The sequence below is a fragment of the Rhizobium chutanense genome (genome assembly GCF_002531935.1).
Classification (GTDB): Bacteria; Pseudomonadota; Alphaproteobacteria; order Rhizobiales; family Rhizobiaceae; genus Rhizobium; species Rhizobium chutanense.
On sequence record NZ_NWSV01000032.1, the window covers coordinates 1 to 26,888 of the forward strand.

Annotated in this window: 23 protein-coding genes and 1 riboswitch; of the genes, 14 read left to right on the forward strand and 9 right to left on the reverse strand. The window is 61.9% G+C overall.

Features of this window, described 5'->3' with window-relative positions:
* A partial coding sequence (locus tag CO666_RS29135) for an ABC transporter substrate-binding protein (RefSeq protein WP_143540379.1) occupies window positions 1–1,229 on the reverse strand: 1,229 nt, incomplete at its 3' end.
* Window positions 1,230–1,536: 307 nt separating this feature from the next.
* Between CO666_RS29135 and CO666_RS29140 the strand changes: the two genes are divergently transcribed.
* Genes CO666_RS29140 through queE form a run of 4 tightly spaced genes read left to right on the forward strand, consistent with a single transcriptional unit; the run spans window position 1,537 to window position 4,466 of the window.
* Complete coding sequence (locus tag CO666_RS29140) at window positions 1,537–2,619, forward strand: LacI family transcriptional regulator (RefSeq protein WP_097615491.1); 1,083 nt, start codon at window positions 1,537–1,539, stop codon at window positions 2,617–2,619.
* Between the two features lie 55 nt (window positions 2,620–2,674).
* Window positions 2,675–3,385, forward strand: a complete 711-nt coding sequence (gene queC, locus CO666_RS29145) for a 7-cyano-7-deazaguanine synthase QueC (RefSeq protein WP_097615492.1) — start codon at window positions 2,675–2,677, stop codon at window positions 3,383–3,385.
* Window positions 3,385–3,741 (forward strand): 6-carboxytetrahydropterin synthase QueD, encoded by a 357-nt coding sequence (gene queD, locus CO666_RS29150; RefSeq protein ID WP_097615493.1) that lies wholly within the window; start codon window positions 3,385–3,387, stop codon window positions 3,739–3,741. Before queC ends, queD begins: the two co-directional genes overlap by 1 nt.
* On the forward strand, window positions 3,738–4,466 hold the full coding sequence (gene queE / locus CO666_RS29155; RefSeq protein WP_097615494.1) for a 7-carboxy-7-deazaguanine synthase QueE: 729 nt from the start codon (window positions 3,738–3,740) through the stop codon (window positions 4,464–4,466). Before queD ends, queE begins: the two co-directional genes overlap by 4 nt.
* A gap of 12 nt (window positions 4,467–4,478) precedes the next feature.
* On the opposite strand, the gene CO666_RS29160 is transcribed toward queE, so the two are convergent.
* The 6 genes from CO666_RS29160 to CO666_RS29185 all read right to left on the reverse strand — a co-directional run bounded on the left by CO666_RS29160 (window position 4,479) and on the right by CO666_RS29185 (window position 12,730).
* The gene (locus CO666_RS29160) at window positions 4,479–5,702 is read right to left on the reverse strand and encodes an adenylate/guanylate cyclase domain-containing protein (RefSeq protein WP_097615495.1); all 1,224 of its coding nucleotides are present in this window, start codon (window positions 5,700–5,702) and stop codon (window positions 4,479–4,481) included.
* 103 nt (window positions 5,703–5,805) lie between these two features.
* Window positions 5,806–6,780 carry a class 1b ribonucleoside-diphosphate reductase subunit beta gene (gene nrdF / locus CO666_RS29165; RefSeq protein ID WP_097615496.1) on the reverse strand — a complete coding sequence of 325 codons (975 nt, stop codon included), beginning with the start codon at window positions 6,778–6,780 and terminating at the stop codon, window positions 5,806–5,808.
* A gap of 193 nt (window positions 6,781–6,973) precedes the next feature.
* A complete protein-coding gene (gene nrdE / locus CO666_RS29170; protein ID WP_097615497.1) occupies window positions 6,974–9,142 on the reverse strand; it encodes a class 1b ribonucleoside-diphosphate reductase subunit alpha in 2,169 nt (722 codons plus the stop codon).
* Window positions 9,121–9,534: a class Ib ribonucleoside-diphosphate reductase assembly flavoprotein NrdI gene (gene nrdI, locus CO666_RS29175; RefSeq protein WP_097615498.1), complete on the reverse strand. Its 414-nt coding sequence runs from the start codon at window positions 9,532–9,534 to the stop codon at window positions 9,121–9,123. Before nrdI ends, nrdE begins: the two co-directional genes overlap by 22 nt.
* 13 nt (window positions 9,535–9,547) lie before the next feature.
* On the reverse strand, window positions 9,548–9,769 hold the full coding sequence (gene nrdH, locus CO666_RS29180; RefSeq protein WP_097615499.1) for a glutaredoxin-like protein NrdH: 222 nt from the start codon (window positions 9,767–9,769) through the stop codon (window positions 9,548–9,550).
* Between the two features lie 264 nt (window positions 9,770–10,033).
* Window positions 10,034–10,259: riboswitch (cobalamin riboswitch) on the reverse strand.
* 209 nt (window positions 10,260–10,468) lie between these two features.
* The gene (locus CO666_RS29185; RefSeq protein WP_097615500.1) at window positions 10,469–12,730 is read right to left on the reverse strand and encodes a heavy metal translocating P-type ATPase; all 2,262 of its coding nucleotides are present in this window, start codon (window positions 12,728–12,730) and stop codon (window positions 10,469–10,471) included.
* A 71-nt stretch (window positions 12,731–12,801) separates the two neighbouring features.
* Between CO666_RS29185 and CO666_RS29190 the strand changes: the two genes are divergently transcribed.
* From CO666_RS29190 to CO666_RS29235, 10 genes are all read left to right on the forward strand, one after another.
* Entirely contained in the window at window positions 12,802–13,224 is a 423-nt protein-coding gene (locus CO666_RS29190) for a MerR family transcriptional regulator (RefSeq protein WP_097615501.1), read from the forward strand.
* Window positions 13,225–13,293: 69 nt separating this feature from the next.
* On the forward strand, window positions 13,294–14,502 hold the full coding sequence (locus CO666_RS29195; protein WP_097615502.1) for a TIGR03862 family flavoprotein: 1,209 nt from the start codon (window positions 13,294–13,296) through the stop codon (window positions 14,500–14,502).
* A 184-nt stretch (window positions 14,503–14,686) separates the two neighbouring features.
* Window positions 14,687–15,646, forward strand: a complete 960-nt coding sequence (locus CO666_RS29200) for a helix-turn-helix domain-containing protein (RefSeq protein ID WP_097615503.1) — start codon at window positions 14,687–14,689, stop codon at window positions 15,644–15,646.
* Between the two features lie 166 nt (window positions 15,647–15,812).
* Complete coding sequence (gene adh, locus CO666_RS29205) at window positions 15,813–17,321, forward strand: aldehyde dehydrogenase (protein WP_097615504.1); 1,509 nt, start codon at window positions 15,813–15,815, stop codon at window positions 17,319–17,321.
* A gap of 197 nt (window positions 17,322–17,518) precedes the next feature.
* Window positions 17,519–17,908: a DUF779 domain-containing protein gene (locus CO666_RS29210; RefSeq protein WP_097615505.1), complete on the forward strand. Its 390-nt coding sequence runs from the start codon at window positions 17,519–17,521 to the stop codon at window positions 17,906–17,908.
* Between the two features lie 98 nt (window positions 17,909–18,006).
* Window positions 18,007–18,714, forward strand: a complete 708-nt coding sequence (locus tag CO666_RS29215; RefSeq protein WP_097615506.1) for an SDR family NAD(P)-dependent oxidoreductase — start codon at window positions 18,007–18,009, stop codon at window positions 18,712–18,714.
* Between the two features lie 239 nt (window positions 18,715–18,953).
* Window positions 18,954–20,084 carry a calcium:cation antiporter gene (locus tag CO666_RS29220; RefSeq protein WP_097615507.1) on the forward strand — a complete coding sequence of 377 codons (1,131 nt, stop codon included), beginning with the start codon at window positions 18,954–18,956 and terminating at the stop codon, window positions 20,082–20,084.
* Between the two features lie 134 nt (window positions 20,085–20,218).
* Window positions 20,219–20,983 carry a bestrophin-like domain gene (locus CO666_RS29225; protein ID WP_097615508.1) on the forward strand — a complete coding sequence of 255 codons (765 nt, stop codon included), beginning with the start codon at window positions 20,219–20,221 and terminating at the stop codon, window positions 20,981–20,983.
* A gap of 276 nt (window positions 20,984–21,259) precedes the next feature.
* Entirely contained in the window at window positions 21,260–22,456 is a 1,197-nt protein-coding gene (locus tag CO666_RS29230; protein ID WP_097615509.1) for an efflux RND transporter periplasmic adaptor subunit, read from the forward strand.
* Window positions 22,457–22,497: 41 nt separating this feature from the next.
* Window positions 22,498–25,677 carry an efflux RND transporter permease subunit gene (locus CO666_RS29235; protein ID WP_097615510.1) on the forward strand — a complete coding sequence of 1,060 codons (3,180 nt, stop codon included), beginning with the start codon at window positions 22,498–22,500 and terminating at the stop codon, window positions 25,675–25,677.
* 14 nt (window positions 25,678–25,691) lie between these two features.
* Here CO666_RS29235 and CO666_RS29240 read toward each other — a convergent pair whose 3' ends face one another.
* On the reverse strand, window positions 25,692–26,021 hold the full coding sequence (locus tag CO666_RS29240; RefSeq protein ID WP_097615511.1) for a hypothetical protein: 330 nt from the start codon (window positions 26,019–26,021) through the stop codon (window positions 25,692–25,694).
* A complete protein-coding gene (locus CO666_RS29245) occupies window positions 26,018–26,806 on the reverse strand; it encodes a DUF2092 domain-containing protein (protein WP_097615540.1) in 789 nt (262 codons plus the stop codon). Before CO666_RS29245 ends, CO666_RS29240 begins: the two co-directional genes overlap by 4 nt.
* Window positions 26,807–26,888: the final 82 nt, after the last annotated feature.

The following is a 26,888-nucleotide window of genomic DNA, read 5'->3' on the forward strand; positions in this document are numbered from 1 at the left end:
TGGGTGACGGCTTCGTCCGAGCTCTTGATCTGGCCGTGGACGAACTTCGAGACGACGTCCTTATAGGCATTGGCGATCGCCGGAGGCGCGCCATAACCCTGCGCCAGCGAACCGAACAGCGTGCCGCCCTCGTTGGCCGCCTTCAGATCGGCGATGCCCTTCTTGCCGCAGGCGTCGAAGTCGGTGTCGGGAACGTCGGTGCGGGCCGGAACCGAGCCCTTGACGACGTTGAAGGCCGACTGGAAGCTCTTCGACAGCGTCGCCGTCGCCAATGCTACCTGGGCGGCCTTGCGGTCGTCGGGAACGTTGAACATGCCGAACATGTCGGAGTTGTAGATCACGCTGCCGTCGGTGCCGGGGAAGCGGTAGCAGAGGAAGTCTTTATCCGGGGTCTTCTTGGCGGCGACGAATTCGCCCTTGGCCCAGTCGCCCATCACCTGCACCAGCGCATCCCCCTTGATGACCATGGCGGTCGCCAGGTTCCAGTCGCGACCGGAGAAGTTCGGATCGACATATTTGACGATCTTCGCCAGGTTGTCGAAGGACTTCTTCATCGTGTCCGACTTCAGCGATGCCTCGTCGAGGTCGTTGAAGGCCTTCTTGTAGAACTCCGGTCCGCCGGTCGACAGCACGATGGAATCGAACATCGTCGCTTCCTGCCAGTTCTGGCCGCCGAGCGCCAACGGGATGACGCCTGCCGCCTTCGCCTTGTCGAGCAGGGCAATCAGATCGTCGAAGCTCTTCGGCTCACTGCCGCCGATCTTGTCCATGACAGCCTTGTTGATCCACAGCCAGTTGACCGAGTGGACGTTGACCGGGGCCGCCACCCACTTGCCGTCATAGACCGAGAACTTCTGCAGCGCTGCCGGCACCGACTTGTCCCAGCCTTCCTTCTTCGCCGTCTCCGTCAGATCGCCCATGACGCCGGCCTGGGCATAGTCGAGCACGGTATAACCCAGCATCTGCGAAGCCGTCGGATAGGTGCCGGCCGCCACCATCGCCTTCAGCGCCGTCATCGCCGCATCACCGCCGCCGCCGGCAACCGGCACGTCCTTCCAGGCAAAACCTTCCTTCGACAGATCTTCCTTCAACACGTTCAGCGCCGCCGCCTCGCCGCCAGACGTCCACCAGTGCAGCATCTGCACTTCCTTCACGTCGGCAGCCTGCGCCGCACCAAGGCCAGCCATCATCACGACGGCAATCGCCGCCGAGCTCAAAAACTTGCGCATGAATTTCCTCCCATTTGAAGATCGGCGGCAGGCCCTCCCTGCCGCCCGATGTTTTCCGCCGTTGCGGCGGTCGACATACGGCCGCGCTCCTCCGCGCGGTTGCTAATTTAAAACGTTATAAGCCATGGATCGTCAAGCCCTTTCTCGACTCCCGAGAAAAATATAGTTATTTCGGTATCCGATTGAATTTTATGGTAATTATCATACTAGCTAACAGGTGGTAAAAATTTAAAACGTTTTCATTCGCTCATTGCGCGCCCGAGTCATCGTGTTATTGTATCGCCAATTCCAGCACGGAAAGCCGAGAGTGACCGAACCGTCCCGGCCGCGACGCGGCGAAAATCTCGATATCACGCCTAAGCGCGGCAAGCCGACCTTGCGAACGATCGCCACGATCGCCGGTCTAGCCGTGACGACGGTGTCACGGGCGCTCTCCGATGCACCGCAGATTTCGCTGGAGACCCGCCAGCGCGTGCGCCGCATCGCCGGCGAAATCGGCTATCTCCCCGATCGGGCCGCGCAACGCCTGAAGACCGGCCGCACCAACGTCATCGCCATCCTGCTGGATTCGCACGAGGAAGTGGTCGGTTTCAGCACCTCGATCATGTACGGCATCGCCAAGGCATTGAAGGAGACCTCCTACCATCTCGTCGTCGCCCCGAACTTTCTGTCGACGACCGATGTCGAAGCCGCCGAATACATCATCCGCAACCACCTCGCCGACGGGTTGATCTTCACGCGGACCGAGCCGCTCGATGCCCGCGTCCGCCTGCTGCTCGAAACCGGCTTTCCCTTCATCTGCCACGGCCGCACGGAATTTTCGACGCCGCACCCCTATGTCGACTACGACAATTTCACCTTTGCCTATGAGGCGACGCGCCGGTTGATCGCCAAGAAACGCAGAAAAGTGGCGGTGATCCTGCCGCCGAAACGGCTAACCTTCTGCCAGCATATCCTGCACGGCTTCATGACGGCGGTGCGCGAGGCCGGCATTGCCTATGAGATCCCAGAAACGGTCGATCTCGATACGCCGGCGGATGTGCTGCGCGATTTCATCTGCAGCCGCGCCGCCGCTCCGGATGCGCCCGATGGTTTCATCTGTCCCGGCGAAGTTTCCGCACTCGCCGTCATCAGCGGCATGGGCGACACGGGCCGCACACTGGCTGTCGATTACGATATCGTCGCCAAGGAAACCTCCCGCCTACTCACCCAATTGCAGCCGAAAGTCGACACCATCCACGAGGACCTGACGGCGGCGGGCGAGGATCTCGGCCGCATGCTGCTACAGCGCATCAACAATGTTAACCCCGACGATTTGCATCTGCTGCTGCCGCCGCAGATCAATTTCCCGATCGGCTCCCCTATTCCCAAGACGCGCGATTTGTCCTAGAAGCACGCCGTAATCCGGTCGCAGCCCACCCGGTCAAAACAAGGGAATCCAAAATATGAAGACCATCGTCGTCTGCTCTGGCGGACTCGACTCCGTTTCGCTTGCCCACAAAATGGCGGCGGAAGAACAGCTTATCGGCCTCGTCTCCTTCGACTACGGCCAACGGCATCGCAAGGAACTCGATTTCGCCGGCAAATGTGCCGCACGCCTTGCCGTTCCCCACCATATCATCGACATCGCCGCCATCGGCGGCCATCTCAGCGGATCGGCGCTGACCGACAATGTCGAGGTTCCGGACGGCCATTATGCCGAGGAGACCATGAAGGCCACCGTCGTGCCGAACCGCAATGCCATCATGCTGACGATCGCCTTCGGCCTGGCGGCCGCCCAGAAGGCGGATGCCGTCGCCGTCGCCGTACATGGCGGCGACCACTTCATCTACCCGGACTGCCGGCCCGGCTTCATCGACGCCTTCCAGCGCATGCAGAACGAAGCGCTGGATGGTTACGCCAGCGTCAGACTGCTCGCACCCTATGTCGAGGTGTCCAAAGCGGCGATCGTGATCGACGGCGAAAAACACGGCACACCCTTCGCGGAGACCTGGTCCTGCTACAAGGGCGGCAAGCTCCACTGCGGACGCTGCGGCACCTGCGTCGAACGCCGCGAGGCCTTCCATCTCGCCGGCGTCCCTGATCCCACCGAATACGAAGACCGCGATTTCTGGAAAGCGGCGGTGTCGCAATATTCTGCTGCGGAGGTGCGTTGATGTACCGCATCACCAAGGAGTTTCATCTCTCGGCCTCACACCAGCTGAATCACCTGCCGGCCGATCATCAATGCGCCAGGCTCCACGGTCATAACTATATCGTGGTCGTCGAGCTCGCGGCCGGAAACCTGAACGATGACGGCTTCGTACGCGACTATCACGACCTCTCGCCGCTCAAGCGCTATATCGACGAAACCTTCGATCATCGCCACCTGAACGACGTTTTCGGCCATTCAAAAGTCACCTCCGAGTTCCTGGCAAAGCACTTTTACGACTGGTGCAAGCAGCGTTTCCCCGAGACATCCTCCGTCCGCGTCAGCGAGACGCCGAAGACCTGGGCGGAGTACCGGCCATGAGCGGAGAGACCATTCGCGTCAGCGAGATCTTCGGCCCGACCATCCAGGGTGAAGGCGCTCTGATCGGGCTGCCGACGGTATTCGTGAGGACAGGCGGCTGCGACTATCGCTGCTCCTGGTGCGATAGCCTGCACGCGGTCGACAGCGCTTACCGGGATCAATGGATTCCGATGGCGGTCGATGCGATCTGGCAGGAGGTGACCAAGCTCTCCGGAGGCAGGCCGATGACGGTTTCCCTTTCCGGAGGCAATCCGGCGATCCAGCCCCTGGGACCGCTGATCGAGCTCGGCCATTCTCAAGGCTACCGCTTCGCGCTGGAAACGCAGGGAAGTGTGGCCCGGAACTGGTTTCGCGACCTCGACATGCTGGTCTTGAGCCCCAAGCCGCCGTCGAGCGGAATGCTGACCGATTGGGGTGAGATCGACAACTGTCTTCGGCTGACCGCCGGCGGGCCGGAGATCGCATTGAAAATCGTCGTCTTCGACGATGCCGACTATGGCTTTGCGCGAGAGGTGGGCCAGCGCTACCCCTATATTCCCTTGTACCTTCAGCCGGGGAACCACACGCCGCCGCCGCCCGATGACGACGACGCCCGCATCGATATCGACGGCGTGATGGATCGCATGCACTGGCTCGTCGACAAAGTGACGGCCGACGGATGGTTTGCGCCACGCGTGCTGCCGCAACTGCACGTGCTGCTGTGGGGAAACAAGCGTGGCGTCTGACTCTGCCTGAACCTACCGCTCCGGAAAAGCGAAGACATCGACAGGCTCTCCGAGCCCGCGCAGCGGGAAGGTGCCGAGGCTGTCCATGTCTTTGGCGCAGCCCGCCATTTCGACGAAGGCCCGCGACAAGAGCACCGGGCGCTTGACCTCTTTTGTCAGGCTTTCCAGCCGCGAGGCGACATTGACCGCCGGGCCGATGACGGTGAAATCCAGCCGCCGGCGAGAGCCGATATTGCCGTACATGACGTCGCCGACATGCACGCCGACGCCGTAGCGCAGCGGCTCGCGCCCCATGCGCAGATGCTGCTCGTTCAGCTCGGCCATCGACGCCTGCCCCTCGCGGATCGCCTGCAGCAGATCGGTGCAGGCGGTTTCCTTGGTCAGCGGGAAGATCGCCAGCAATCCATCGCCCATGAACTTGAGGATCTCGCCGCCATAACGTTCGATCGGATCCGACATGGCGTCGAAATAATCGTTGAGCAGATGGATGACATCGTCGCGCGGCCAGAGATCCGATATCGCCGTAAAGTCGCGCAGGTCGCAGATCATGATCGCCGCGCCGACGGTGGCGCCGCTGCCGCGTGTGGTGACACCCGACAGGATCTGCTCGCTCGCATGCGGCCCGACATAGGTCTGCAGCAGCGTGCGCGCCATGATGTTCTTCAGCCTGATTTCGCTGACAAGGGTCAGGGCCGGCAGGAGATCGCGCAGAAAATCGACATGTTCGCTCGCAAAACCGCCCGGCCGGCGCGTGGAAAATGTCACGACATGCCGTTTGCCGAAGGTGTGCTCGACCGGCCAGGCGATATATTCGGTCAGGCCGTCATCATGCAGTTCCCGATAGAATGAATCCAGCTCGCCGTCGGCTGCGCCTTCCAGCCGTTTGCGCAGCTCCTCGGCACCCTGATGGATCGCATTGATCGGACTGTTCAGAAACTCCGGCGTATTTTCGACACCATAGGCGAATGTGTCGATCTTCGCCTCCGTGAGCCCTTCCTTCCAGAGGATGCGGGCGCCGATCCATTGCGGATGGTTCGTCCGGAAATGCAACGTCGCCCGCGCCACCGGCACCCCGGCCGAAACCAGCTTGCCGCACATCTCGACCAGGATATTGTCGATGAAGCGTTCGCCGCGTGTCTCGTTCACCAGCCAGTCGAGAATCGCCCTCCTGCGGATCGGCCAGACGCCCTCCTCCGCCTCGACGGCACTCGCGGCCTTGTTTGGAAAAGACGACATCAAAAACTCCCGTTACGCCGCATCACCGGCGAACACCGGAGCCGGTTTCCGCTGTATGTGGTCGACGGGCAAGCAAATGATAAGGGGAGATTGCGATCAAACCTCAAAAATCCCAATCCTCGTCTTCGGTCGCCACCGCCTTGCCGATGACATAGGAGGAACCGGAACCGGAGAAGAAGTCGTGATTTTCATCGGCATTCGGCGACAGCGCCGACAGGATCGCCGGATTGACCTTGCAGGCCTCGGCCGGAAAAAGCGCCTCGTAGCCGAGGTTCATCAGCGCCTTGTTGGCGTTATAGTGCAGGAACTTCTTGACGTCCTCGGCCAGCCCGACGCCGTCATAGAGCGCTTCGGTATATCTGGCCTCGTTGTCGTAGAGTTCGAGCAGCAGCTCGAAGGCGAAATCCTTGATCTCCTGCCGCCTCGCCTCGGAAAGCCGCTCCAGCCCGCGCTGGAACTTGTAGCCGATATAATAGCCGTGCACCGCCTCGTCGCGGATGATCAGCCGGATCATGTCGGCGGTGTTGGTCAGCTTGGCGCGGCTCGACCAGTACATCGGCAGGTAGAAGCCGGAATAGAACAGGAAGCTTTCGAGGAAGACGCTGGCGACCTTCTTCTTCAGAGGATCGCCGGAGCCGTATTGCTCCATGATCAGCGCCGATTTGCGCTGCAGGAATTCATTCTCCTCCGACCAGCGATAGGCATCGTCGACGTCGGGTGTCGAGCACAGCGTCGAAAAGATCGAGGAATAGGAACGCGCATGCACCGCTTCCATGAAGGAGACGTTGGAAAGCACCGCCTCCTCATGCGGCGTTGCCGCATCCTCCATCAGCCGGATCGAGCCGATGCCGTTCTGGATCGTGTCGAGCAGTGTCAGCCCTGTGAAGACGCGGATGGTCAGCTGCTGCTCAGCCGGCGTCAGCGTTGCCCAGGAAGGAATGTCGTTGGACAGAGGCACCTTTTCCGGCAGCCAGAAATTGCCGGTCAGCCGGTTCCAGACTTCAAGATCCTTGTCGTCCTCGATGCGGTTCCAGTTGACGGCGCGCACGCGGGAGGCGGGTTTGATTTGCATGTTCATGGGTGGTCCTTCTTGAGGAATGTGTCCGGATTTGCCCCTCATCCGCCTGCCGGCACCTTCTCCCCGCCAGCGGGGCGAAGGGGATATGCCGCACGCTTTCCGCTTTTTATTGCCGGTTCGTGTGGCAAGTCCCCTCTCCCCGTCAGAACGGGGGTTAGGGTGAGGGGCAAATGTTCCGGAGCGAAATATCAAATCACAGCGTACAAGACACACATCCCTGCACCTCGGTGCCGGACAGCGCCATCTGGCGTAGGCGGATGTAGTAGATCGTCTTGATGCCCTTCTTCCAGGCGTAAATCTGCGCCTTGTTGATGTCGCGCGTCGTTGCCGTATCGCGGAAGAACAAGGTCAGCGACAGGCCCTGGTCGACATGCTGGGTCGCCGCCGCATAGGTATCGATGATCTTCTCCGGCCCGATCTCGTAGGCGTCTTGATAATAGTCGAGATTGTCGTTGGTCATGAACGGCGCCGGATAATAGACGCGGCCGATCTTGCCTTCCTTGCGGATCTCGATCTTCGAGACGATCGGATGGATCGAGGAGGTCGAGTGATTGATGTAGGAGATCGAGCCCGTCGGCGGCACTGCCTGCAAATTCTGGTTATAGAGGCCGGAAGCCATGACAGCCGTCTTCAGCGCCGCCCAGTCTTCCCTCGTCGGTATATGGATTCCGGCATCGTCGAACAGTGCCTGCACCTTTTCCGTCGCCGGCTTCCATTCCTGCTCGGTATATTTGTCGAAATAGTCGCCTGAGGCATATTTCGAGTTCTCGAAGCCCTTGAAGCTCTGGCCGCGTTCGACCGCCAGTCGGTTCGAGGCGCGGATCGCGTGATAGGTCACCGTATAGAAATAGATATTGGTGAAATCGACACCTTCCTCGGAGCCATAGAAGATGCATTCGCGGGCGAGATAGCCGTGCAGGTTCATCTGGCCGAGGCCGATCGCATGGCTCTCGTCATTGCCCTTCTCGATCGAGGGAACCGACGCGATATGGCTCATGTCGGAAACCGCCGTCAGCGCCCGGATCGAGGTCTCGATCGTCTTGCCGAAATCGGCGGAGTCCATGGCTGCGGCAATGTTCAGCGAACCGAGATTGCAGGAAATATCCTTGCCGAGGTGTTTGTAGGAGAGATCGTCATTGTATTCGCTCGCCTCGCTTACTTGCAGGATCTCCGAGCAGAGATTGCTCATGGAGACGCGGCCGGCGATCGGGTTCGCCCGGTTCACCGTATCCTCGAACATGATGTAGGGGTAGCCGCTCTCGAACTGGATTTCGGCGATCACCTGGAAGAATTCGCGCGCCTTGATCTTCTTCTTGGTGATCCGGGCATCCGCCACCATATCGCGGTATTTTTCCGTCACCGAAATCTCGGTGAAGGGCACGCCATAAACGCGCTCGACGTCATAGGGCGAGAACAGGTACATGTCCTCGTTATTCCTGGCGAGCTCGAAGGTGATGTCGGGCACGACGACACCGAGCGACAGCGTCTTGATGCGGATCTTCTCGTCGGCATTTTCGCGCTTGGTGTCGAGGAAGCGCATGATGTCGGGGTGGTGGGCATTGAGATAGACCGCACCCGCACCCTGGCGCGCGCCAAGCTGGTTGGCATAGGAGAAACTGTCCTCAAGCAGCTTCATCACCGGAATGATGCCCGACGACTGGTTCTCGATCTGCTTGATCGGCGCGCCGGCCTCACGAATATTGGTCAGCGACAGCGCCACGCCGCCGCCGCGCTTCGACAATTGCAGCGCCGAATTGATCGACCGGCCGATCGATTCCATATTGTCTTCGACGCGCAGCAGGAAGCAGGAAACGAGTTCGCCGCGCTGCTTCTTGCCGGCATTGAGGAAGGTCGGCGTCGCCGGCTGGAAGCGGCCGGAAATGATCTCGTCGACCATATCGCGGGCAAGGGCCTCGTCGCCGCGCGCCAAGGTCAGCGCCACCATGCAGATGCGGTCTTCATAGCGTTCGAGATAGCGCTTTCCGTCGAAGGTCTTCAGCGTGTAGCTGGTGTAATATTTGAAAGCGCCGAGAAAGGTCGGGAAACGGAATTTCCTGGCATAGGCCTGGTCGAACAGGTCGCGGACGAAATTGAACGAATATTGGTCGAGCACCGCCTGCTCGTAGTAGCCCTCGGTGACGAGGTAATCGAGCTTTTCCCGGAGATTGTGAAAGAACACCGTGTTCTGGTTCACATGCTGCAGGAAATACTGCTTGGCCGCCATGCGGTCCTTGTCGAGCTGGATCCTGCCCTCGTCGTCATAGAGGTTCAGCATCGCGTTCAGCGCGTGATAGTCGAGCGTTTCGAAAGCCTTCAGCGGCTTTGTGCCCGCATCCCGCGTCAAATTTGTTCCCGTGTCCAAAATCGTCCCATCCCGTCTTTGACATTGGCGACATCCTCGACGGTTCCCAGGAGCTCGAACCGATAGAGATACGGCACCTGGCACTTCTTCGAAATGACATCGCCGGCAAGCCCGTAGGTCTCGCCGAAATTGCTGTTGCCCGCGGCGATCACGCCACGGATGTTGGAGCGGTTTTCCGCATCGTTGAGGAAGCGGACCACCTGCTTGGGCACGGCTCCCTTTACGATCCCAGGGCCGCCGTCGCCGCAATAGGTGGGCGAGATCAGCACATAGGGTTCGCGAACGTGGATGTCCTCAGCGCCAAGGGGAATGCGCGCCGCGCGCAGTCCGAGCTTGGCGACGAACCGATGGGTATTCTCGGATCGGCTGGAATAATAGACGATCAGCCCCATCGCTCTTCTCAGGTCAGGAGAGCGCGCTGATCATGTCGGGACGGAAACCCGCCCAATGCCGGCTGCCGGCAACCACGACCGGAACCTGCATGTAGCCCATGCCGCGCACACGATTGAGCGCTTCGGCATCCTCGGAAATATCGACGATCTCATAGTCCACCCCCAGGCGATCCAGGGCGCGGTAGGTGGCGGTGCATTGGACGCAGGCCGGCTTGCTGTAAACGGTAACGCTCATCATGTTCCTCGTGATGTCAATGAATTCAGGACGCAGGACTGGGATCGGGCGCCGTGCGGCGTCCGGGGCAACGCTTGATAGTGATCTGACAAAGTCGGCGCTTTAAACGCCCGGCCGCATCCCTCGCAGGAGGGGCGCGGGCGGCGGCCTTGATGTTCTCGACATAACTTCAAACCCCAAAGTGCTCATGCGGACGTTCGGGGCAGCGCAACAGGCACGGATAGATTCCGTCTTCATGCACGCGACCTTCCGGACACCCCGCCCGTGGACATCTCGTTCAAGGCAGGTCTCCTGGCTTGCGGGTCGAAGCACCCCGCCCCAGCCTTCCCAAGGCGTCATGCCTCAGTGACCTGAAATCGGACAGATGCTCGCCGCTTACAGTTGCGGGGGCAGCTCCGGCCTTGCCTCACCCTCATGGCGAGACGCACCGAATTCCCGTCTTAGCCCGCGATCCTGACGAATCGAAGGAACCTTGAACACTATATATAGTAGCCGAATCAAAAATCGCGTCAACGGGTGGTTTGCGCATCGCGTTGCGGCAGGTTTGAAATCGCTGCATTCCTGTGAAAAACATGGATAATAAAGGCTTAAACAAAACGAACTGTGGAGAAGGCCTGAACGACGAGAGCCGGCCTGTCGCCGGCTCTGCGGTTTTCGATTCCGGATCAGCCCGAATCGGCACTCCGAAGAGGAAAGGATTTATCCCTCTACGCGAAGCAGCCTGAGCGCGTTGATCGTCACCAGCACGGTGGCGCCGGTATCGGCGAGAATCGCCGGCCAGAGCCCGGTAATGCCGGCGATCGTCGTCACCAGGAACACCGCCTTCAGCCCGAGCGCGATGGTGATATTCTGCAGGATGTTGCGCATCGTGCGTTTGGACAGTTCGATCATCCGCGCCACGTCACCGACGCGTCCATGCAGCACCGCGGCATCCGCCGTCTCCAGCGCCACATCGGTGCCGCCGCCCATGGCGATGCCGATATCGGCAGCCGCCAGCGCCGGCGCATCGTTGATCCCGTCGCCGACCTTGGCGACGATGAAGCCCTGGCGTTTCAATTCGCCGACGACTTGCTGCTTGTCCTCCGGCATCATCTCGCCGCGCCAGTCGATGCCGAGCATGCCGGCAACCGCTGCCGCCGTCCGCTTGTTGTCGCCCGTCAGCATCATCGCCTTGACGCCGGCCGATTTCAGTGTGGAGAGCCCGGCCTGCGCATCCTCCCGCGGCTCGTCGCGCATGGCGATCAGGCCGGCTGCAACACCATCGACGAGCAGCACCGACACGCTCTTGCCCTCGTCGTTCAGGTCAGTGATGCGTGCATCCTTTTCGCCGTCGAGTGCTCCGCGCTCGCGGGCAGCGGACGGCGACAGCAGATCCAGCGTCTCGCCGCCGGCCTTGCCGCTGACACCCTTGCCCGGCAGTGCTTCCAGCTCGAAGGCCGGCGGCACGGGGACGCCATCCGCCTTGGCGCGGTTGAGGATCGCCAGCGCTAGGGGATGGCTGGAACCCTGCTCCAGCACGGCCGCACGCGACAGCACCTTCGCCTCGCTCAATCCGAAGCAAACGATATCCGTCACCTGAGGCTTGCCTTCCGTCAGCGTGCCTGTCTTGTCGAAGGCGACCATCGTCACCTTGCCGAGTGTTTCCAGGACGGCGCCGCCCTTCATCAGCAGCCCGCGCCGCGCACCCGCCGACAGCGAGGCGGCGATCGCCGCCGGCGTCGAGATGACGAGGGCGCAGGGGCAACCGATCAGCAGAATGGCAAGACCCTTGTAGATCCATTCACTCCACAAGCCGCCGAACAGCAGCGGCGGAACGGCCGCAACAAGTGCGGCGACCACCACCACGCCGGGCGTGTAATAACGCGAGAATCGATCGATGAAACGTTCCGTCGGCGCCTTGGATTCCTGCGCCTCCTCCACCAGCTTGACGACGCGGGCGATGGTATTGTCGGCAGCCGCCGCCGTGACGCGAACTCTGAGAACCGCATCGCCATTCACCGTGCCGGCAAACACGACGGCATCGACGCCCTTGCGCACCGGCGTGCTTTCGCCCGTTACCGGCGCCTCGTCGATCGCGCTCTCGCCCGAGATAATGACGCCGTCGGCCGAGATGCGGTCGCCCGGGCGCACCATGATGATGGCGCCGACGGCAAGGCTTTCCGCCGGCACTTCCCGCGTCTGGCCATTGTCTTCGAGCAGGGCATTCTTCGGCACCAGGGCCGTCAGCGACTGGATGCTGTCGCGCGCCTTGCCGGCCGCCACGCCCTCCAGCAGCTCGCCGACGAGGAACAGGAACACGACCGTTGCCGCCTCCTCGCCGGCATTGATGATGACGGCGCCGACGGCGGCGATCGTCATCAGCATCTCGATCGAAAACGGCGTGCCGGAGAGAGCCGCCATGACGGCGCGCCGCGCGATCGGCACCAGCCCGACCAGCATGGCGATGATGAAGGCATAGGATCCGATCGCCGGCACCAGATGGCCGATCGCATAGGCGGCAACGAGCGCTGCACCCGAGAGGATCGTCAGCCGGCCCTTCCGGCTCTGCCACCAGGGACCGGTCGTCGGCCCGTGGTCGTGTCCATGCAGACCTTCGATTTCCGTCTCGCCATGGTCATGATCGTGACCTGCGTGATCATGGCCGGTATGATCATGACCTTCGTGCTCGTGGTCATGGCCCGCATGATCGCCATGGTCGTGATGATCGTGGGAACCGTGGTCCCGTGCCGGCGCCGTGCTTCCGGTAAAAGGCGAGACCGAATAACCGAGCCCCGTCACCTTCTTCTCGATCGCCTTGAGATCGCTGCTGCCGTCATGACGGATGGTCATCGTGCCAGCTATCACCGAGACGGAAACGTCGGCGACACCGGCCACACGTCTCACCGCCGTATCGATCTTGGTCGCACAGGAGGCACAATCCATGCCGCCGACCCGGTATCGTGTCTCGCTCGTCTCAGCCATGATCCGCTTCCTTGTCAAACAGAAGCATCCCTCCTACATCCTCTAGCGACTAGAGATGCAAGAGGAAAATCATGAAAAAAATCACCATTGGTGAAGCGGCGCGGCGGAGCGGCGTCAAAGTGCCGACGGTGCGTTATTACGAGAGCATCGGCCTGCTTGCCGCGCCGAGCCGTAGCGACGGCAACCAGCGCTCCTTCGAGCCCGCCGATATCAACCGCCTTGCCTTCATCCGCCATGCCCGCGAACTCGGCTTCGAGATCGAGGCGATCCGCACGCTGCTCACCCTGCAGGATGACCCGCACCAGTCCTGCGCCTCGGCTGATGCCATCGCCAAGGCCCGCCTCGTCGAGGTCGAGCAGCGCATCCGCAGCCTGATGGCGCTGAAGGCCGAACTGGAAACCATGGTGGAAGGCTGCGGCCACGGCCGCGTCGACCAATGCCGCGTCATCGAAGTTCTCGCCGACCACGGCCAGTGCACGCATCCGCACCACTGATCCCTGCTCTTGCAGACGATCCGCGCCCGCGCCAAAACTGCCTGCAGAAAGAATCGGGCGAAGACGTTAATGAACCAAAAGCAGATTGCCATCATCGGCGGCGGCCCGGCGGGCCTTGCGGCCGCCGAACTGCTTTCGCTCTCCGGCCACGCGGTAACGGTTTACGACGCCATGCCCACCTTCGCCCGCAAGTTTCTGCTGGCCGGCAAGTCGGGTCTGAACATCACCCATTCCGAGGATTATATCAGCTTCGCCACGCGCTTCGGCTCCGCCGCCAGTCGGCTGCGCCCGGCTCTCGATGCCTTTACCCCTGACGATGTCAGGGATTGGGCAGCAGGGCTCGGGACGGAAACTTTCGTCGGCTCGTCCGGCCGGGTTTTTCCGAAGGTGATGAAAGCCTCTCCCTTGCTGCGCGCCTGGCTCAGGCGATTGGAGGCGCAGGGCGCCACGCTGCGCAGCCGCCACCGCTGGATCGGTTTTGCCGACGACGGCTTTGTTTTCGAAACGCCCGAAGGACGCAGCATCGTCCATTGCGACGCCGCCCTGCTGGCGCTCGGCGGCGCAAGCTGGCCGCGCCTCGGCTCCGATGCAAGCTGGCTGCCCTGGCTCGCGGAGAAGGGGGTCGAGATCGATGCCTTCCGGCCTGCCAATTGCGGCTTCGTCGTCGGCTGGAGCCAAAACTTCGCCGAGCGTTTCGCCGGCGAGCCGGTGAAGTCGGTCACCGCCACATCCGAGGCCAGCACCCTTCCCGGCGAATTCGTCATCACCGCAAGCGGCGTCGAGGGCAGCCTGGTCTATGCCCATGCGGCGAGCCTCCGCGACCAACTGCTCAGCCGTGGCAGCGCTATCCTCACGCTCGACCTCGCCCCCGGCCGGACGATCGAAAGGCTGGCTCGCGACCTCGAGCGGCAGGACGCCAAATCGAGCTTTTCGAACCGCCTGCGCAAGGGCGCCGGCCTCGATGGCGTCAAGGCGGCGTTGCTGCGCGAACGCGCTGCCGAGCGCGACCGGACAGATCCGCAACGTCTCGCCGGGCTGATCAAGGCCCTGCCGATCCCGGTTCGCCAAACCCGGCCGATCGCCGAAGTGATCTCTTCGGCCGGCGGCGTCCGCTGGGACGGCATCGACGAAGGCTATATGCTGAAAGCGCTGCCGGGCACCTTCGTCGCCGGCGAGATGCTCGACTGGGAGGCGCCGACCGGCGGCTATCTCCTCACCGCCTGCCTGGCGACCGGCCGGGCAGCCGCGCGCGGCATCGAGGCCTGGTTGTTGCGATAGGTGCTCATGAGCTCAAACCGGATCTAGATCAATGAAGCGGAGCGCGATGTGGTGCGAAGATCGCTCACACTCTTCAGCATCATGCCCTGATGGCCCAGCGTGAGAGGAGCGGCCGCCGCAGTGTGCAATTTGCAAACCGGTCTCTTTTCCATCAGACTATGCTGAAGTTCCGTGGGAGGAGCCGATGCACGAACACTCAGCACATGCCGAGCACGTCTACACGTCTGCCCAGCGCGATTCCGCCGCGGCCAGTTCTCCGGTTGTCGCCTCATGGCGGCGATGCATGACTATGCACCAGCTCGCGCCCGAGGACGCGAGGGCGCCGTTGCGATTGACCGAGCAGGAATTCCAGAGCGCGCGCGAGCAGTCCGAACAGCTGATCGCCAGCGCGACGGAAGAGCTCGACCGTCTCTTTACCACAGTCGGCAAGGCCGGCTGCTGCCTGCTTCTGACCGACAAGAACGGCATCGCCCTGGAGCGCCGTGGGGCCGCCGGCGACGACAAGCAATTCCGCGAACTCGGCCTCTGGACCGGCTCGGTCTGGACCGAGGCGAGCATCGGCACCAACGGCATCGGCACCGCCCTTGCCGACGAGCGCGCCGTCGCCATCTTCCGCGACCAGCATTTCTTCTGCTCGAATACCAGCCTCAGCTGCACCACGGCGCCGATCCGCGATCATCGTGGCCGGCTGGCCGCAGCCCTCGACATCTCCACCTGCCGCGACGACGTCAACGAGATGACGCTGGCGATCCTGACGCAGACCGTGCGCGATGCGGCGATGCGCATTGAGCTCAACCTCTTCCGCTCGGCCTTTACAGGCGCCCGTTTCCTGATGGTCCCGGCCGGCGCCAACTCCGCCGCCGCCCTGCTGGCCGTCGACCGGCACGACCTCGTGCTCGGCGCCACCCGCGCCGCCCGCATCGCACTGCAGCTCGACGACAAGCGCATCGCCGCCGGCATCCCGGCCGCCGATGCCCTGCACGAGGCCGTCGTTTCCCAGGAAGATGAGATCGTCGAGGCGGAAAAGGCGGCCTTGCTGCGGGCATTGTCGCGCGTCGGCGGCAACGTCTCGAAGGCGGCGATCGCGCTCGGCATCAGCCGCGCCACCCTGCACCGGAAGATGAAGAAGCTCGATCTCCACTGATCGGGCGAAAGGTTCCGCTGCTGCGGCAATCGTGAGCCCCTGCTGTCGCAGGTCTGCGACAGTGTGCACTGCGGTATCGAAGACCTCCCCTGTTCCCTTCGGCAAAACACGCCCATTTTCCTTCCACTGGTTCGTTTGGGAACCTGGATCATCATGGGAGGATGACATGCTTCATCAGAAAATCGTCGAGTCGCCGTTCAAGCTGAAATACGGCAACTATATCGGCGGCGAGTGGCGCGAGCCGGTCGAGGGCAAATATTTCGAAAACCTCACCCCCGTTACCGGCGGGAAGCTCTGCGACATTCCCCGCTCCAATGAAAAGGACATCAATCTCGCCCTCGATGCCGCCCATGCGGCCAAGGAAAAATGGGGCCGCACGTCAGCCGCCGAGCGCTCCAATATCCTGATGAAGATCGCCCAGCGTATGGAAGACAAGCTGGAATTGCTCGCCCAGGCCGAGACCTGGGACAACGGCAAGCCGATCCGCGAGACCATGGCGGCCGACATTCCGCTGGCGATCGACCACTTCCGCTACTTCGCCTCCTGCATCCGCGCCCAGGAGGGTTCGATCGGCGAGATCGATCATGACACCATCGCCTATCACTTCCACGAGCCGCTCGGCGTCGTCGGCCAGATCATTCCGTGGAACTTCCCCATATTGATGGCCACCTGGAAGCTGGCGCCGGCACTTGCCGCCGGCAACTGCGTCGTGCTGAAGCCGGCCGAGCAGACCCCTGCCTCGATCCTGCTCTGGGCCGAGCTGGTCGGCGATCTCCTGCCGCCCGGCGTGCTCAACATCGTCAACGGCTTCGGCATCGAGGCCGGCAAGCCGCTGGCAACCAGCCCGCGCATCGCCAAGATCGCCTTTACCGGCGAGACGACGACCGGGCGGCTGATCATGCAATATGCCAGCCAGAACCTCATTCCGGTGACCCTGGAATTGGGTGGCAAGTCGCCGAACATCTTCTTCGCCGACGTGATGGCCGAGGATGACGATTTCCTCGACAAGGCGCTCGAAGGCTTTGCAATGTTTGCCTTGAACCAGGGCGAAGTCTGCACCTGCCCGAGCCGCGCCCTCGTCCAGGAATCGATCTACGACCGCTTCATGGAAAAGGCCGTCAAACGCGTCGAGGCGATCAAGCAAGGCAACCCGCTCGACAGCGCGACGATGATCGGCGCCCAGGCCTCGACCGAACAGCTGGAAAAGATCCTCGCCTATCTCGACATCGGCAAGCAGGAAGGCGCCGAGGTCCTGGCCGGCGGCACGCGCAACGATCTCGGCGGCGAACTGGCGAACGGCTATTACGTCAAGCCGACGATCTTCAAGGGCCACAACAAGATGCGTGTGTTCCAGGAGGAGATTTTCGGGCCTGTTGTCTCGGTCACGACCTTCAAGGACGAGAAGGAAGCGCTCGAAATCGCCAACGACACGCTCTATGGCCTCGGCGCCGGCGTCTGGAGCCGCGACGCCAACCGCTGCTATCGTTTCGGCCGCGAGATCCAGGCCGGCCGCGTCTGGACCAACTGCTACCACGCCTATCCCGCCCATGCCGCCTTCGGCGGCTACAAACAGTCCGGCATCGGCCGCGAAACCCACAAGATGATGCTCGATCATTACCAGCAGACCAAGAACATGCTGGTGAGCTACAGCCCGAAGGCGCTCGGCTTCTTCTGAGATGCAGCATGACGGAAGGGTCAAAACCCCTCCCCACAAGGGGGAGGGGCTAAGCTGTAGCACCGTCCCGCAAACCAACAAGCCGCTGCATCTACTGCGCTCAAGAGTGAATACGGCGAGGACGGCACGTTAAACCCCTCCCCCTTGTGGGGAGGGGTTTGGGGCGGGGTCTTTGCTCAAACTTCGGAGGAAGAACGATGGAAACGACCGTCAACGGCGAACCGCGTGTGCTCGCGACCGATTCAGCGCTTGCCCTGATCACCGAGATCCGGCGCGACCACCCCGACATCCTCTTCCACCAGTCCGGCGGCTGCTGCGACGGCTCCTCGCCGATGTGTTATCCCGCCAGTGAATTCATGGTCGGCGACAGCGACGTCAAACTCGGCGAGATCGGCGGCGTACCGGTCTATATCAGCGCCAGCCAGTTCGAGGCATGGAAACATACCCAGCTGATCATCGATGTCGTGCCCGGCCGCGGCGGCATGTTCTCGCTCGATAACGGTCGCGAGAAACGCTTCCTCACCCGGTCCCGCCTCTTTGGCGGCGGCGAAGCCTGCGCCGTTTCTGATGTGACGTCCCGCGCATAGTTTAAAGATGTCTCGCCTTGTCTCGGCAGCGGGCATACGCTACCGAAAGCATATATGCGACATCACTCAACAGCGGCACCGTCAGGAGATCGATTGTGATGAACGAGCAGAAAGCCGTGATCGTCACGGGAGCCGGCGGCAATCTCGGCAGTGCCGTCGTCCGCGAGCTGGCTGCGGGCGGCGCCAAACTCGTCTGCATGAACCGTTCGAGCCAGGAGCTGGAAGCCTTGGCCGGCGACCTTCCCAGCTCCACGGAATTTCTATCGATCGCGGGGACGGATCTGACCGATTATGCCTCCTGCGCCGCCGCGGTCGCCCGGGCCGTCAAGCGCTTCGGCGGCGTTGGCGCATTGGTCAACACCGTCGGCGGCTTCCAGATGGGACCGGTCGGACCGGATGCCCCCGCCCAATGGGACAGGATGATGACCGCAAATGCCCGCACTGCGCTGACGATCAGCGCCGCGGTCCTCCCGACGATGAAGGCATCGGGCTACGGCCGCATCGTTCATGTCGCTGCCGCACCCGGTCTGAAGGCCGGCGCCAATCAGGCCGCTTACGCCGCCTCGAAAGCCGCCGTCATCCGGCTGACCGAGGCGCTCGCTGCCGAATGCCGCGACGACCGCATCACCGCCAACTGCATCCTCCCCGGGACGATCGACACGCCTGAAAATCGCGCCGCTATGCCCAATGCGAAAACGGACGGCTGGGTATCGCCGCAGTCGATCGCCCGCCTCATCGCCTTCCTGATTTCGCCGGCCGCAGCCGTCGTCACTGGTGCGGCCATTCCGGCGACCGGCCGCGAATAGCCGAAGGCGTGGCTGACCGGCGGCCACAAGACGTGCGATCGGCCGCCTCGAGGTGCGCGGAACCTCGCGCGGATGAAACGAGCTGAAAGTTTTGGTCGGCGACATACGATCTGACTTGAGCTTCTGTTCGCCTTGAGGCAGCCTCATCTCTGCTTGGCTCAGATGGCGGGCGGGAGGCAGCGGGCGGACATGATGGGGTTGATGATCGCACGGCAATTGCGGGAAAACGGGCGGGGTCGATGACGGACGGTCCCGCATTGCGCGCCGTCAGCGCCACCAGCCTGGTGCGCGAGGAATGGTTCCTGGGCGTCAGCATCGCGACGAGCCTGGTCTTTCTTGCTTTCCAGGAGCAGCTCTTCGCGCAGCTTTCCGATCCGCTTTGGTTCACTTTCATTTTCGGGTGGCTGTTTGCCGTGGTGCTCGGTTCCGCTCTGTCGGTCGTGCGGCACGCAGACCACTTGGCGGAGCGGCTGAAGGAGCCTTACGGTACGCTCATTCTGACGCTGGCCATCACCTCGATCGAGGTCATGGCCATATCAGCCGTCATGCTTCACGGCGAAAATAACCCTACGCTCGCGCGCGACACGCTGTTTGCCGTCGTCATGATCATTCTGAACGGCATGGTCGGCCTGTCCTTGCTGCTCGGCGCTTGGCGACGACCGGAACAGCAGCATAACCTGCAGGGCGCCAACGCCTATCTCGGCGTGATCGTGCCGCTGGCGACCTTGAGCCTGGTCATGCCGACATTTCTTGCGGGCCCGGACGGACAGCATCCCTCGGCAGCGAGACAACTGGTACTGGGCGTAATATCGGTCGGCCTTTATGCGACCTTTCTGTTTCTTCAGGCCGGCCGCCATCGGGACTATTTCGCTGACGACAGCCGCCACGAATCCTATGGCGAACATGTCCCCCGTCATGGCCGGCTCTGGCCCCATACCATTCTGCTTTTTGCCTATATGGGGCCTGTCGTCTTCCTGGTCGAACAGCTTGCGCGGCCGATCGATTACATTATCGAAACCCTGCATGCTCCAACCGCATTTGGCGGCGTTGTCATGGCCATCCTTGTCGCGACACCGGAGGCAATCAGCGCCGTGCGCGCGTCCATCGCCAACAATCTTCAACGCTCCGTCAACATCTTCCTCGGTTCGGTATTGTCGACGATCGGGCTCACGGTGCCGGCGATGCTTGCCGTCAGTCAGCTCTACGGACACGCCGTGACACTGGGCCTGGAGCACGGAGATCTGGTGATGCTCCTGCTCACTCTCGCGGTCAGCATCATTACCTTTGCCAGCGGCCGCACGCATCTGATGCAGGGTGCCGTCCATCTGGTGCTCTTCCTGGCCTATGTGCTGCTCATTTTCCAGCAATGATCTCTGCCGGCGCGAGAACAGAAAAGTAAAGAGTTCCACGCTCCCTCGGTCTTCCGCTATGATGATAGCAACGATTGTATCGCTTGCAGGCATTACACCGCTTGCAGGATAGACGTGACGATACGGAGATGGACTTGAGCTCACTGTTGCTTGGCGGGCTTGTATTTATTTTTCTGTCGGCGGCAACATCGCTAGGAATGATGGCCCGCGGCCGTTTGCCGGATCATCACCTCAGCTCGGACTCCAAGGATGTCATCAGGCTGGCGACCGCGGTGGTGGGCACGCTGTCTGCCTTGGCGCTCGGCCTGCTGATCGCATCCGCCAAATCGACCTATGACAATGCCGAGGTGGAGATGAGAACGGCGGCGGCGCGGGTTCTGCTGCTGGACCGCGTCATGGCGCAATACGGCCCGGAAACGGGGGATGCGCGTCGGCTGCTGCGCCAGCTCATCGAAAGACGGCTGAGCCGCGGCTGGACCGCCGAAACCACAGACGAGGCATCCGGCAAGGCGCTCGGAGAATATCAGGATATCGAGGCGGTTCAGGGCGACCTTCGATCCTTGTCGCCGAAGGATGCTGTTCAGCACTTTCTCCAGACGCGCGCGCTCGATGTCAGCGGCATGGTAGCTGAAACCCACTGGCTGCTGGTCGAATCCGGCAGCGAGGGCTTGCCCTGGGCGTTCCTCGCCGTTCTCGTCTGTTGGCTCTCCCTGCTTTTTGCCACCTTCGGACTGCAGGCGCCGCCCAACCCGACGGTGATGTCAATTCTCTTCGTCTGCGCGCTCTCCGTCGCCGGTGCGGTGTTCCTGGTCTCGGATATGGCCAATCCGTATGTCGGACTGGTCCGCGTGTCGGACGCACCCCTGGAATCCGCCCTGGAACGGCTCGGGAAACCGTAACCGCAATGCCCGCTCCGGATCTTCCCGCCTCGGCAGTTCAATTGTGCACCAAGGGCTATTGCAATTTTGAGCAATGCCGCGACATAATATCGCACGACTTGAACTTCGGCAGGCCGATTGGGGGCCGCCGTCTAGGCACGCATGAAGACGACAGCGCCGCGCGTCGTTCAGAGGCGCAAGGGACGTTGTCGCATTTTGAATTGCCTGCATATTTCTTCAGTCGATCCCGATTGGAGGAACTGTGCAGTGGGCTCTTGACCTGTCGAGGCGGCGGCAATGCGTGGGAGATTGCATCAGGGTCTGCGACTGTTTTTGACATTGGCCGGCATGGCCATGTTTGCTGGCTGCGAGGAGAGCGGCAACACCTATGTGCCCCCTCCGCCGCCTGCGGTTCGGGTCGCGCAGCCGGTGCAGCAGCCGGTGACGCTCTATTTCGAACTCACCGGTAATACGGCGCCGCTCAATGCCGTCGATATCGAGGCACGCGTCCAGGGCTATATCCAGTCCATCGACTACCAGGACGGGATGATGGTGAAGAAGGGCACCAAGCTTTTCGGCATCGAGCGCGACACGTACCAGGCGCAACTGGATCAGGCGAAGGCATCACTCGCCTCGCAGCAGGCCTCGCAGGTCGGCGCAAAGCAGGAATATGACCGGCAGCTCAATCTGATGAAGCAGCAGGTGACCACCCAGACCGCGGTCGACAGCGCCAAGGCGACGCTCGACGAGGCGAACGCCGCCATTCTCAACGCCCAGGCCAATGTCGACCTCGCGACGATCAATCTCGGCTATACCGAGGTGCTCGCCCCCTTCGACGGTGTCGTCACCGATCACCTCGTCGATATCGGCACGCTGGTCGGCGTGTCCGGTCCCACCAAACTCGCCAGCATCGTCCAGACCGATCCGCTTTATGCCTATTTCAACGTCAGCGAAACGCAGGTGCTGATGATCAAGCAAGCCATGGCAAAGCAAGGACATACCTTCAGGCAGACCGACCTTCCGAGCATACCGGCGGAGATCGGGCTGCAGACGGAAGAAGGTTATCCGCACAAGGGGCATCTCGACTACGCATCGCCTCAGCTCGATGCGTCCACCGGCACGCTGCAGGTCCGCGCCCTGTTCGACAACAAGGATCACGCCATGCTGCCCGGCCTCTTCGTCAGAGTCCGGGTGCCGGTCGGCCACAACGACAAGGCGCTGCTGGTGCGCGACGATACGATCGGAACGAACCAGCTCGGCAGCTACGTGCTCGTTCTCGGCAAGGACGACGTCGTCGAGCAGAAGCAGGTCAAGACCGGCCAGCGCGAAGGTCCGCTCCGGGTCGTCCAATCCGGCCTCGATCCGGCGGACTGGGTGGTGACCCAGGGGATTCAGCAGGCCATTCCCGGCAGCAAGGTCACGCCCGAGAAGATGGAAATGAACCCGACGGCCAATGCCGCCGGCGATGCCAAGGCCAAAACCACCACGCAATGAATTCGCCGCCATGCTTCATCTGAACGTCTGAGGACAACAGCATGATCTCGCGTTTCTTCATCGAGCGACCGGTACTCGCCAACGTCCTGGCATTGGTCTTCGTGCTCGTCGGCGCGGTCGCCCTGTACCAGCTGCCCGTGGCGCAATATCCCAATGTCGTCCCGCCGACGGTGCAGGTGACGACGCGCTTTCCCGGCGCCAGCGCCCAGACCCTCATCGACACCGTGGCGCTGCCGATCGAGCAGCAGGTCAACGGCGTGCAGGACATGCTTTATATGCAGTCGACCAGCGCCAGCGACGGCACCTATTCGCTGATCGTCACCTTTGCCATCGGAACGGATCCGGATCAGGCGCAGGTTCTGGTGCAGAACCGCGTCGCCATCGCAATGTCGTCGCTTCCCGAAGCGGTGCAGCTTCAGGGCGTGACGACGCAGAAGAAATCGACGGCGATCCTCGGCTTCGTCAGCCTGACCTCGCCCGACAGCCGTTACGACAGCCTGTTCCTGTCGAACTACGCCGTCATCAACCTGCAGAACGAGCTCGCCCGCCTGCCTGGCGTCGGCAATGTGACGGTGTTCGGCGCCGGCCAATATGCCATGCGGATCTGGATGGATCCGAACCTGCTGCAGGCGCGCGGCCTGACGCCGCAGGACGTCGTCAACGTCGTGCAGCAGCAGAGCCAGGAGGTCACCGCCGGCCAGATCGGCATTCCACCGGTGCCGAAAGGGCAGGTCTTCCAGTACACGCTGAATGTCAACGGCCGGCTGAACGAGGCCGCCGATTATGAGAACATCGTCGTCAAGGTCGAAAGCGGACAGGGCGGCCGCATCACGCGCGTCCGCGATATCGGCCGCGTCGAACTCGGCGCCCAGACCTACAGCCAGTCCTTCACGCAAAACGGCCGGCCGGCGGCCGGTATCGGCATTTTCCAGCTGCCGGAAGCCAACGCCATCGCCGTGGAACAGGCGGTGAATGCGAAGATGGCGGAGTTGTCGAAGAATTTCCCGCCGGGCCTCGAATATCATCTGCCGTTCGATACGACGAAATTCGTCAAGGCCTCCATCGACGAGGTTTACGTCACCTTGATCGAGGCGGGCGTGCTCGTTCTCATCGTCATTCTGGTTTTCCTGCAGGATTGGCGGGCAATGCTCGTGCCGGCGACCACTGTTCCCGTCACCATCATCGGTGCCTTCGCGGCCATGGCGGCTTTGGGCTTCACGGTCAATCTATCGACGCTGTTTGCCATCGTTCTCGCGATCGGCATCGTCGTCGATGATGCCATCGTCATCGTCGAAGGCGTCGCCCGGCATATCGAGGCCGGCATGTCGGGCCGCAAGGCGGCCGAGAAAGCGATGGAGGAACTGCTCGGGCCCGTCATGGGCATCACGCTGGTGCTGATGGCCGTTTTCATTCCGGCCGCCTTCCTGCCCGGCCTGACCGGGCAGCTCTATCGGCAGTTCGCGCTGGTCATCGCCGCCACCGCGCTGATCAGCGCCGTCAATGCCGTGACGCTGAAACCGACGCAATGCGCTCTTTGGCTGCGAGCACCGGTGCCGCCCGAGAAACGCAACGTCTTCTATCGCGGCTTCAACCGGGGCTATGATTGGGGCGAACGTCACTATGCCGGTTTGGTCGGAGCGATGACCCGCCATAGCGGCGTCATGGCAATCGCAGCACTCGCGCTGATCGGCGTCGCCGTCTGGGGGCTCACGCGCCTGCCGACGGCATTCCTGCCCATCGAGGACCAGGGTTATGTGCTGATCAGTGCGCAATTGCCCGACGGCGCCTCGAAGGAGCGCACCGATGCCGTCATGGAAGAGGTCGGCAAGATCGCCGAGGCCGCCCCTGGCGTCGATCAGGTGCTGACCATCAGCGGTCTTTCCGTTCTGGACAACAGTGCCAGCCTGCAGAATGCCGGCGTCGCCTATGTCATTCTCAAGGATTGGGACGAGCGCGGCAAGGAGAAGGGGCAGGACTTGCTGTCGATCTATCAGCATCTGAACGACGCGCTGCAGCATGTGCTGACCGCAAAAACGCTGGTGGTCGTGCCGCCTCCGATCCAGGGCATCGGCAATGCCAACGGCTTTACCATGCAGGTCGAACTCCGCAATGGCGTCTCCGACTATCCGCTGCTGCAATCGCTTGCCGATACGATCGTCAAGAACGGCAATGCCCAATCATCGCTGCAGAGGCTGAGCACGCCGTTTCGCTCGAACGTGCCGCAGCTTGCGGTCGCCGTCGATCGCATCAAGGCGGAGACGCTGGGAATTACCGTGGGGCAGGTTTTCTCCGCACTCTCCGGCTATGTCGGATCGAGCTATGTCACCCAATTCAACAAATTCGGCCGCACCTTCCAGGTCTATGCGCAAGCCGCTTCCGATTTCCGTGTCAGCCCTGACGATATCCGCAATCTGAAGGTCAAGGCCGGCGACGGGACAATGGTGCCGCTTGGGACGGTCGTCGATGTCACCACGACGCAAGGCCCCTCGCTGATCAGCCTCTACAATCTCTATCCCACCGCCACCATCGTCGGCGGACCGGCCGCCGGCTTCAGTTCCGGCCAGTCGCTCGAGGTCATGGAGCAGATCGCCGACCATACGCTGCCGCCGGGAGCCGGTTTCGAATGGACGGCCCTCTCCTATCAGGAAAAGGCCGTGGGCGGGCAGATCTACTTCATCTTCGCGCTCGCCATGCTGCTCGTCTATTTCGTGCTCGCCGGCCAATATGAGAGCTGGATCCTGCCGCTGGCGGTCATCCTTGCCGTGCCGCTCGCCCTGCTCGGCACGGTGGCGGCACTCACGGCAGCAGGTGTGGCCAACAATCTCTATACGCAGATCGGCCTGATCCTGCTGATTGCGCTGGCCGCCAAGAATGCCATCCTCATCGTCGAATATGCGCGCGAAAAACGGGCGGAAGGCATGGAAATCCTGGACGCGGCCGTCGAGGCCGCCCGGCTGCGTTTCCGGCCGATCCTGATGACGTCCTTCGCCTTTATCCTCGGGGTCCTGCCGCTTGTGCTGGCGACGGGCGCCGGCGCATCGGCCCGCAAATCGATCGGCATATCGGTCTTCAGCGGCATGATCGCCTCGACCTGCCTCGCCGTGCTCTTTGTTCCCTCTTTCTACGTGTTGCTGCAGCGCCTCGAGGAATACTGGAAGCGGCGCGGCGCGACCGTAACCGCGGCCGTGAGGGTGGAAACAGAGATATCGAACGTCGGGTAAAGCGAACGCGGCAGTTATTGCACGATCACCTGCACATAGACGTTGCCGCTCTTGGCGTAATAGGACGACCCGCACCGATAATAATAGCCGCCATAATAGGGACCGTAGAGACAGCCTCCCGGAAGCACGGCGATGGTCGTCGCCGTCCGCGTCACGACCCGTCGCGTCGTTCGGCGGGCAACGCCCGCATAAGAGAGCGGCGTCAACGGCCTGCCGATCACGGCGCCCGCCGGCGTGGCAAACCCGATCGACAGCGGCATGGAACCTTGGCCCTCGACGCGAAAGTCGGTGAATGTCAGGACACCGGCCAAGCCGAGAACGAGTAGCAGCTTGTTATAGGTCATTTCGCTTCTCCCGCATCGGCAGCCGCCGGAAGCTCATCGAGCGATTGCAGCTCGCTGAGATCGACCGTCTTGGCACTGCCGGGAATCTCGATGTTGTAGGAAACCGCCGCGACATCTGCTCCACTCTTGAAATCGCTGATCTCAAGCGTGTACTGCGGCGCCTGGACGACATGTTTGCTGGTGATGACGTAACGGCGCGGTATGGGTTGCGCGCCGGCCTGTATCCAGATCTGCCAGTCGATCTCGGGCGTGCGGAAGGCCAGATATTCGCATTCGACGCCATCCACGAAAGCACTGGAAATGTGTTTGGCCTCGACCACATCGGACATCAGCGTGTCGTAGACGTTGGAGGACATCAGATCGGCGCCGGGAGCCTCGACGCCGGCTGTCATCAGCCTGTCGATCAGATCGTCGAGCGAACCTTTGCCGTCGATCCTGGCATAGGCGTCGAGATTCTTGCCATGCACTGTCAGCGACGAACCGTCGAAACTCACGTCGAGGTCGGCAAAACCGCCGGTTCTCGTCACGCGCAATTTGTCGGGACGCGTCAGGTTGGCCGTCCCCGAGCTGACGAACTGGAGTTTCTCGAAGGCAGGCGTTACCGCTTCGAGCGACGATTGGTAGGTGAAGGATATCGTCTTCTGCGCCGCCAGAAAATCGGACATCGTTTTTAAAAGGGCTTTCGCATCATCCGCCCATGCGCTGGTCGGCAGTGCGACGCTGACGGCAAGCGAAGCATAGAGGAGGATCCGCTTCAATCGCGGGAAAGAGAAAGTCGATGACATGGCAATGCCTTTCGTTGGTGTCGTCATTGATTTCATCGAATTGCAGACGGCGACTGCCGGACCCGCCGCAGCCGGACATAAA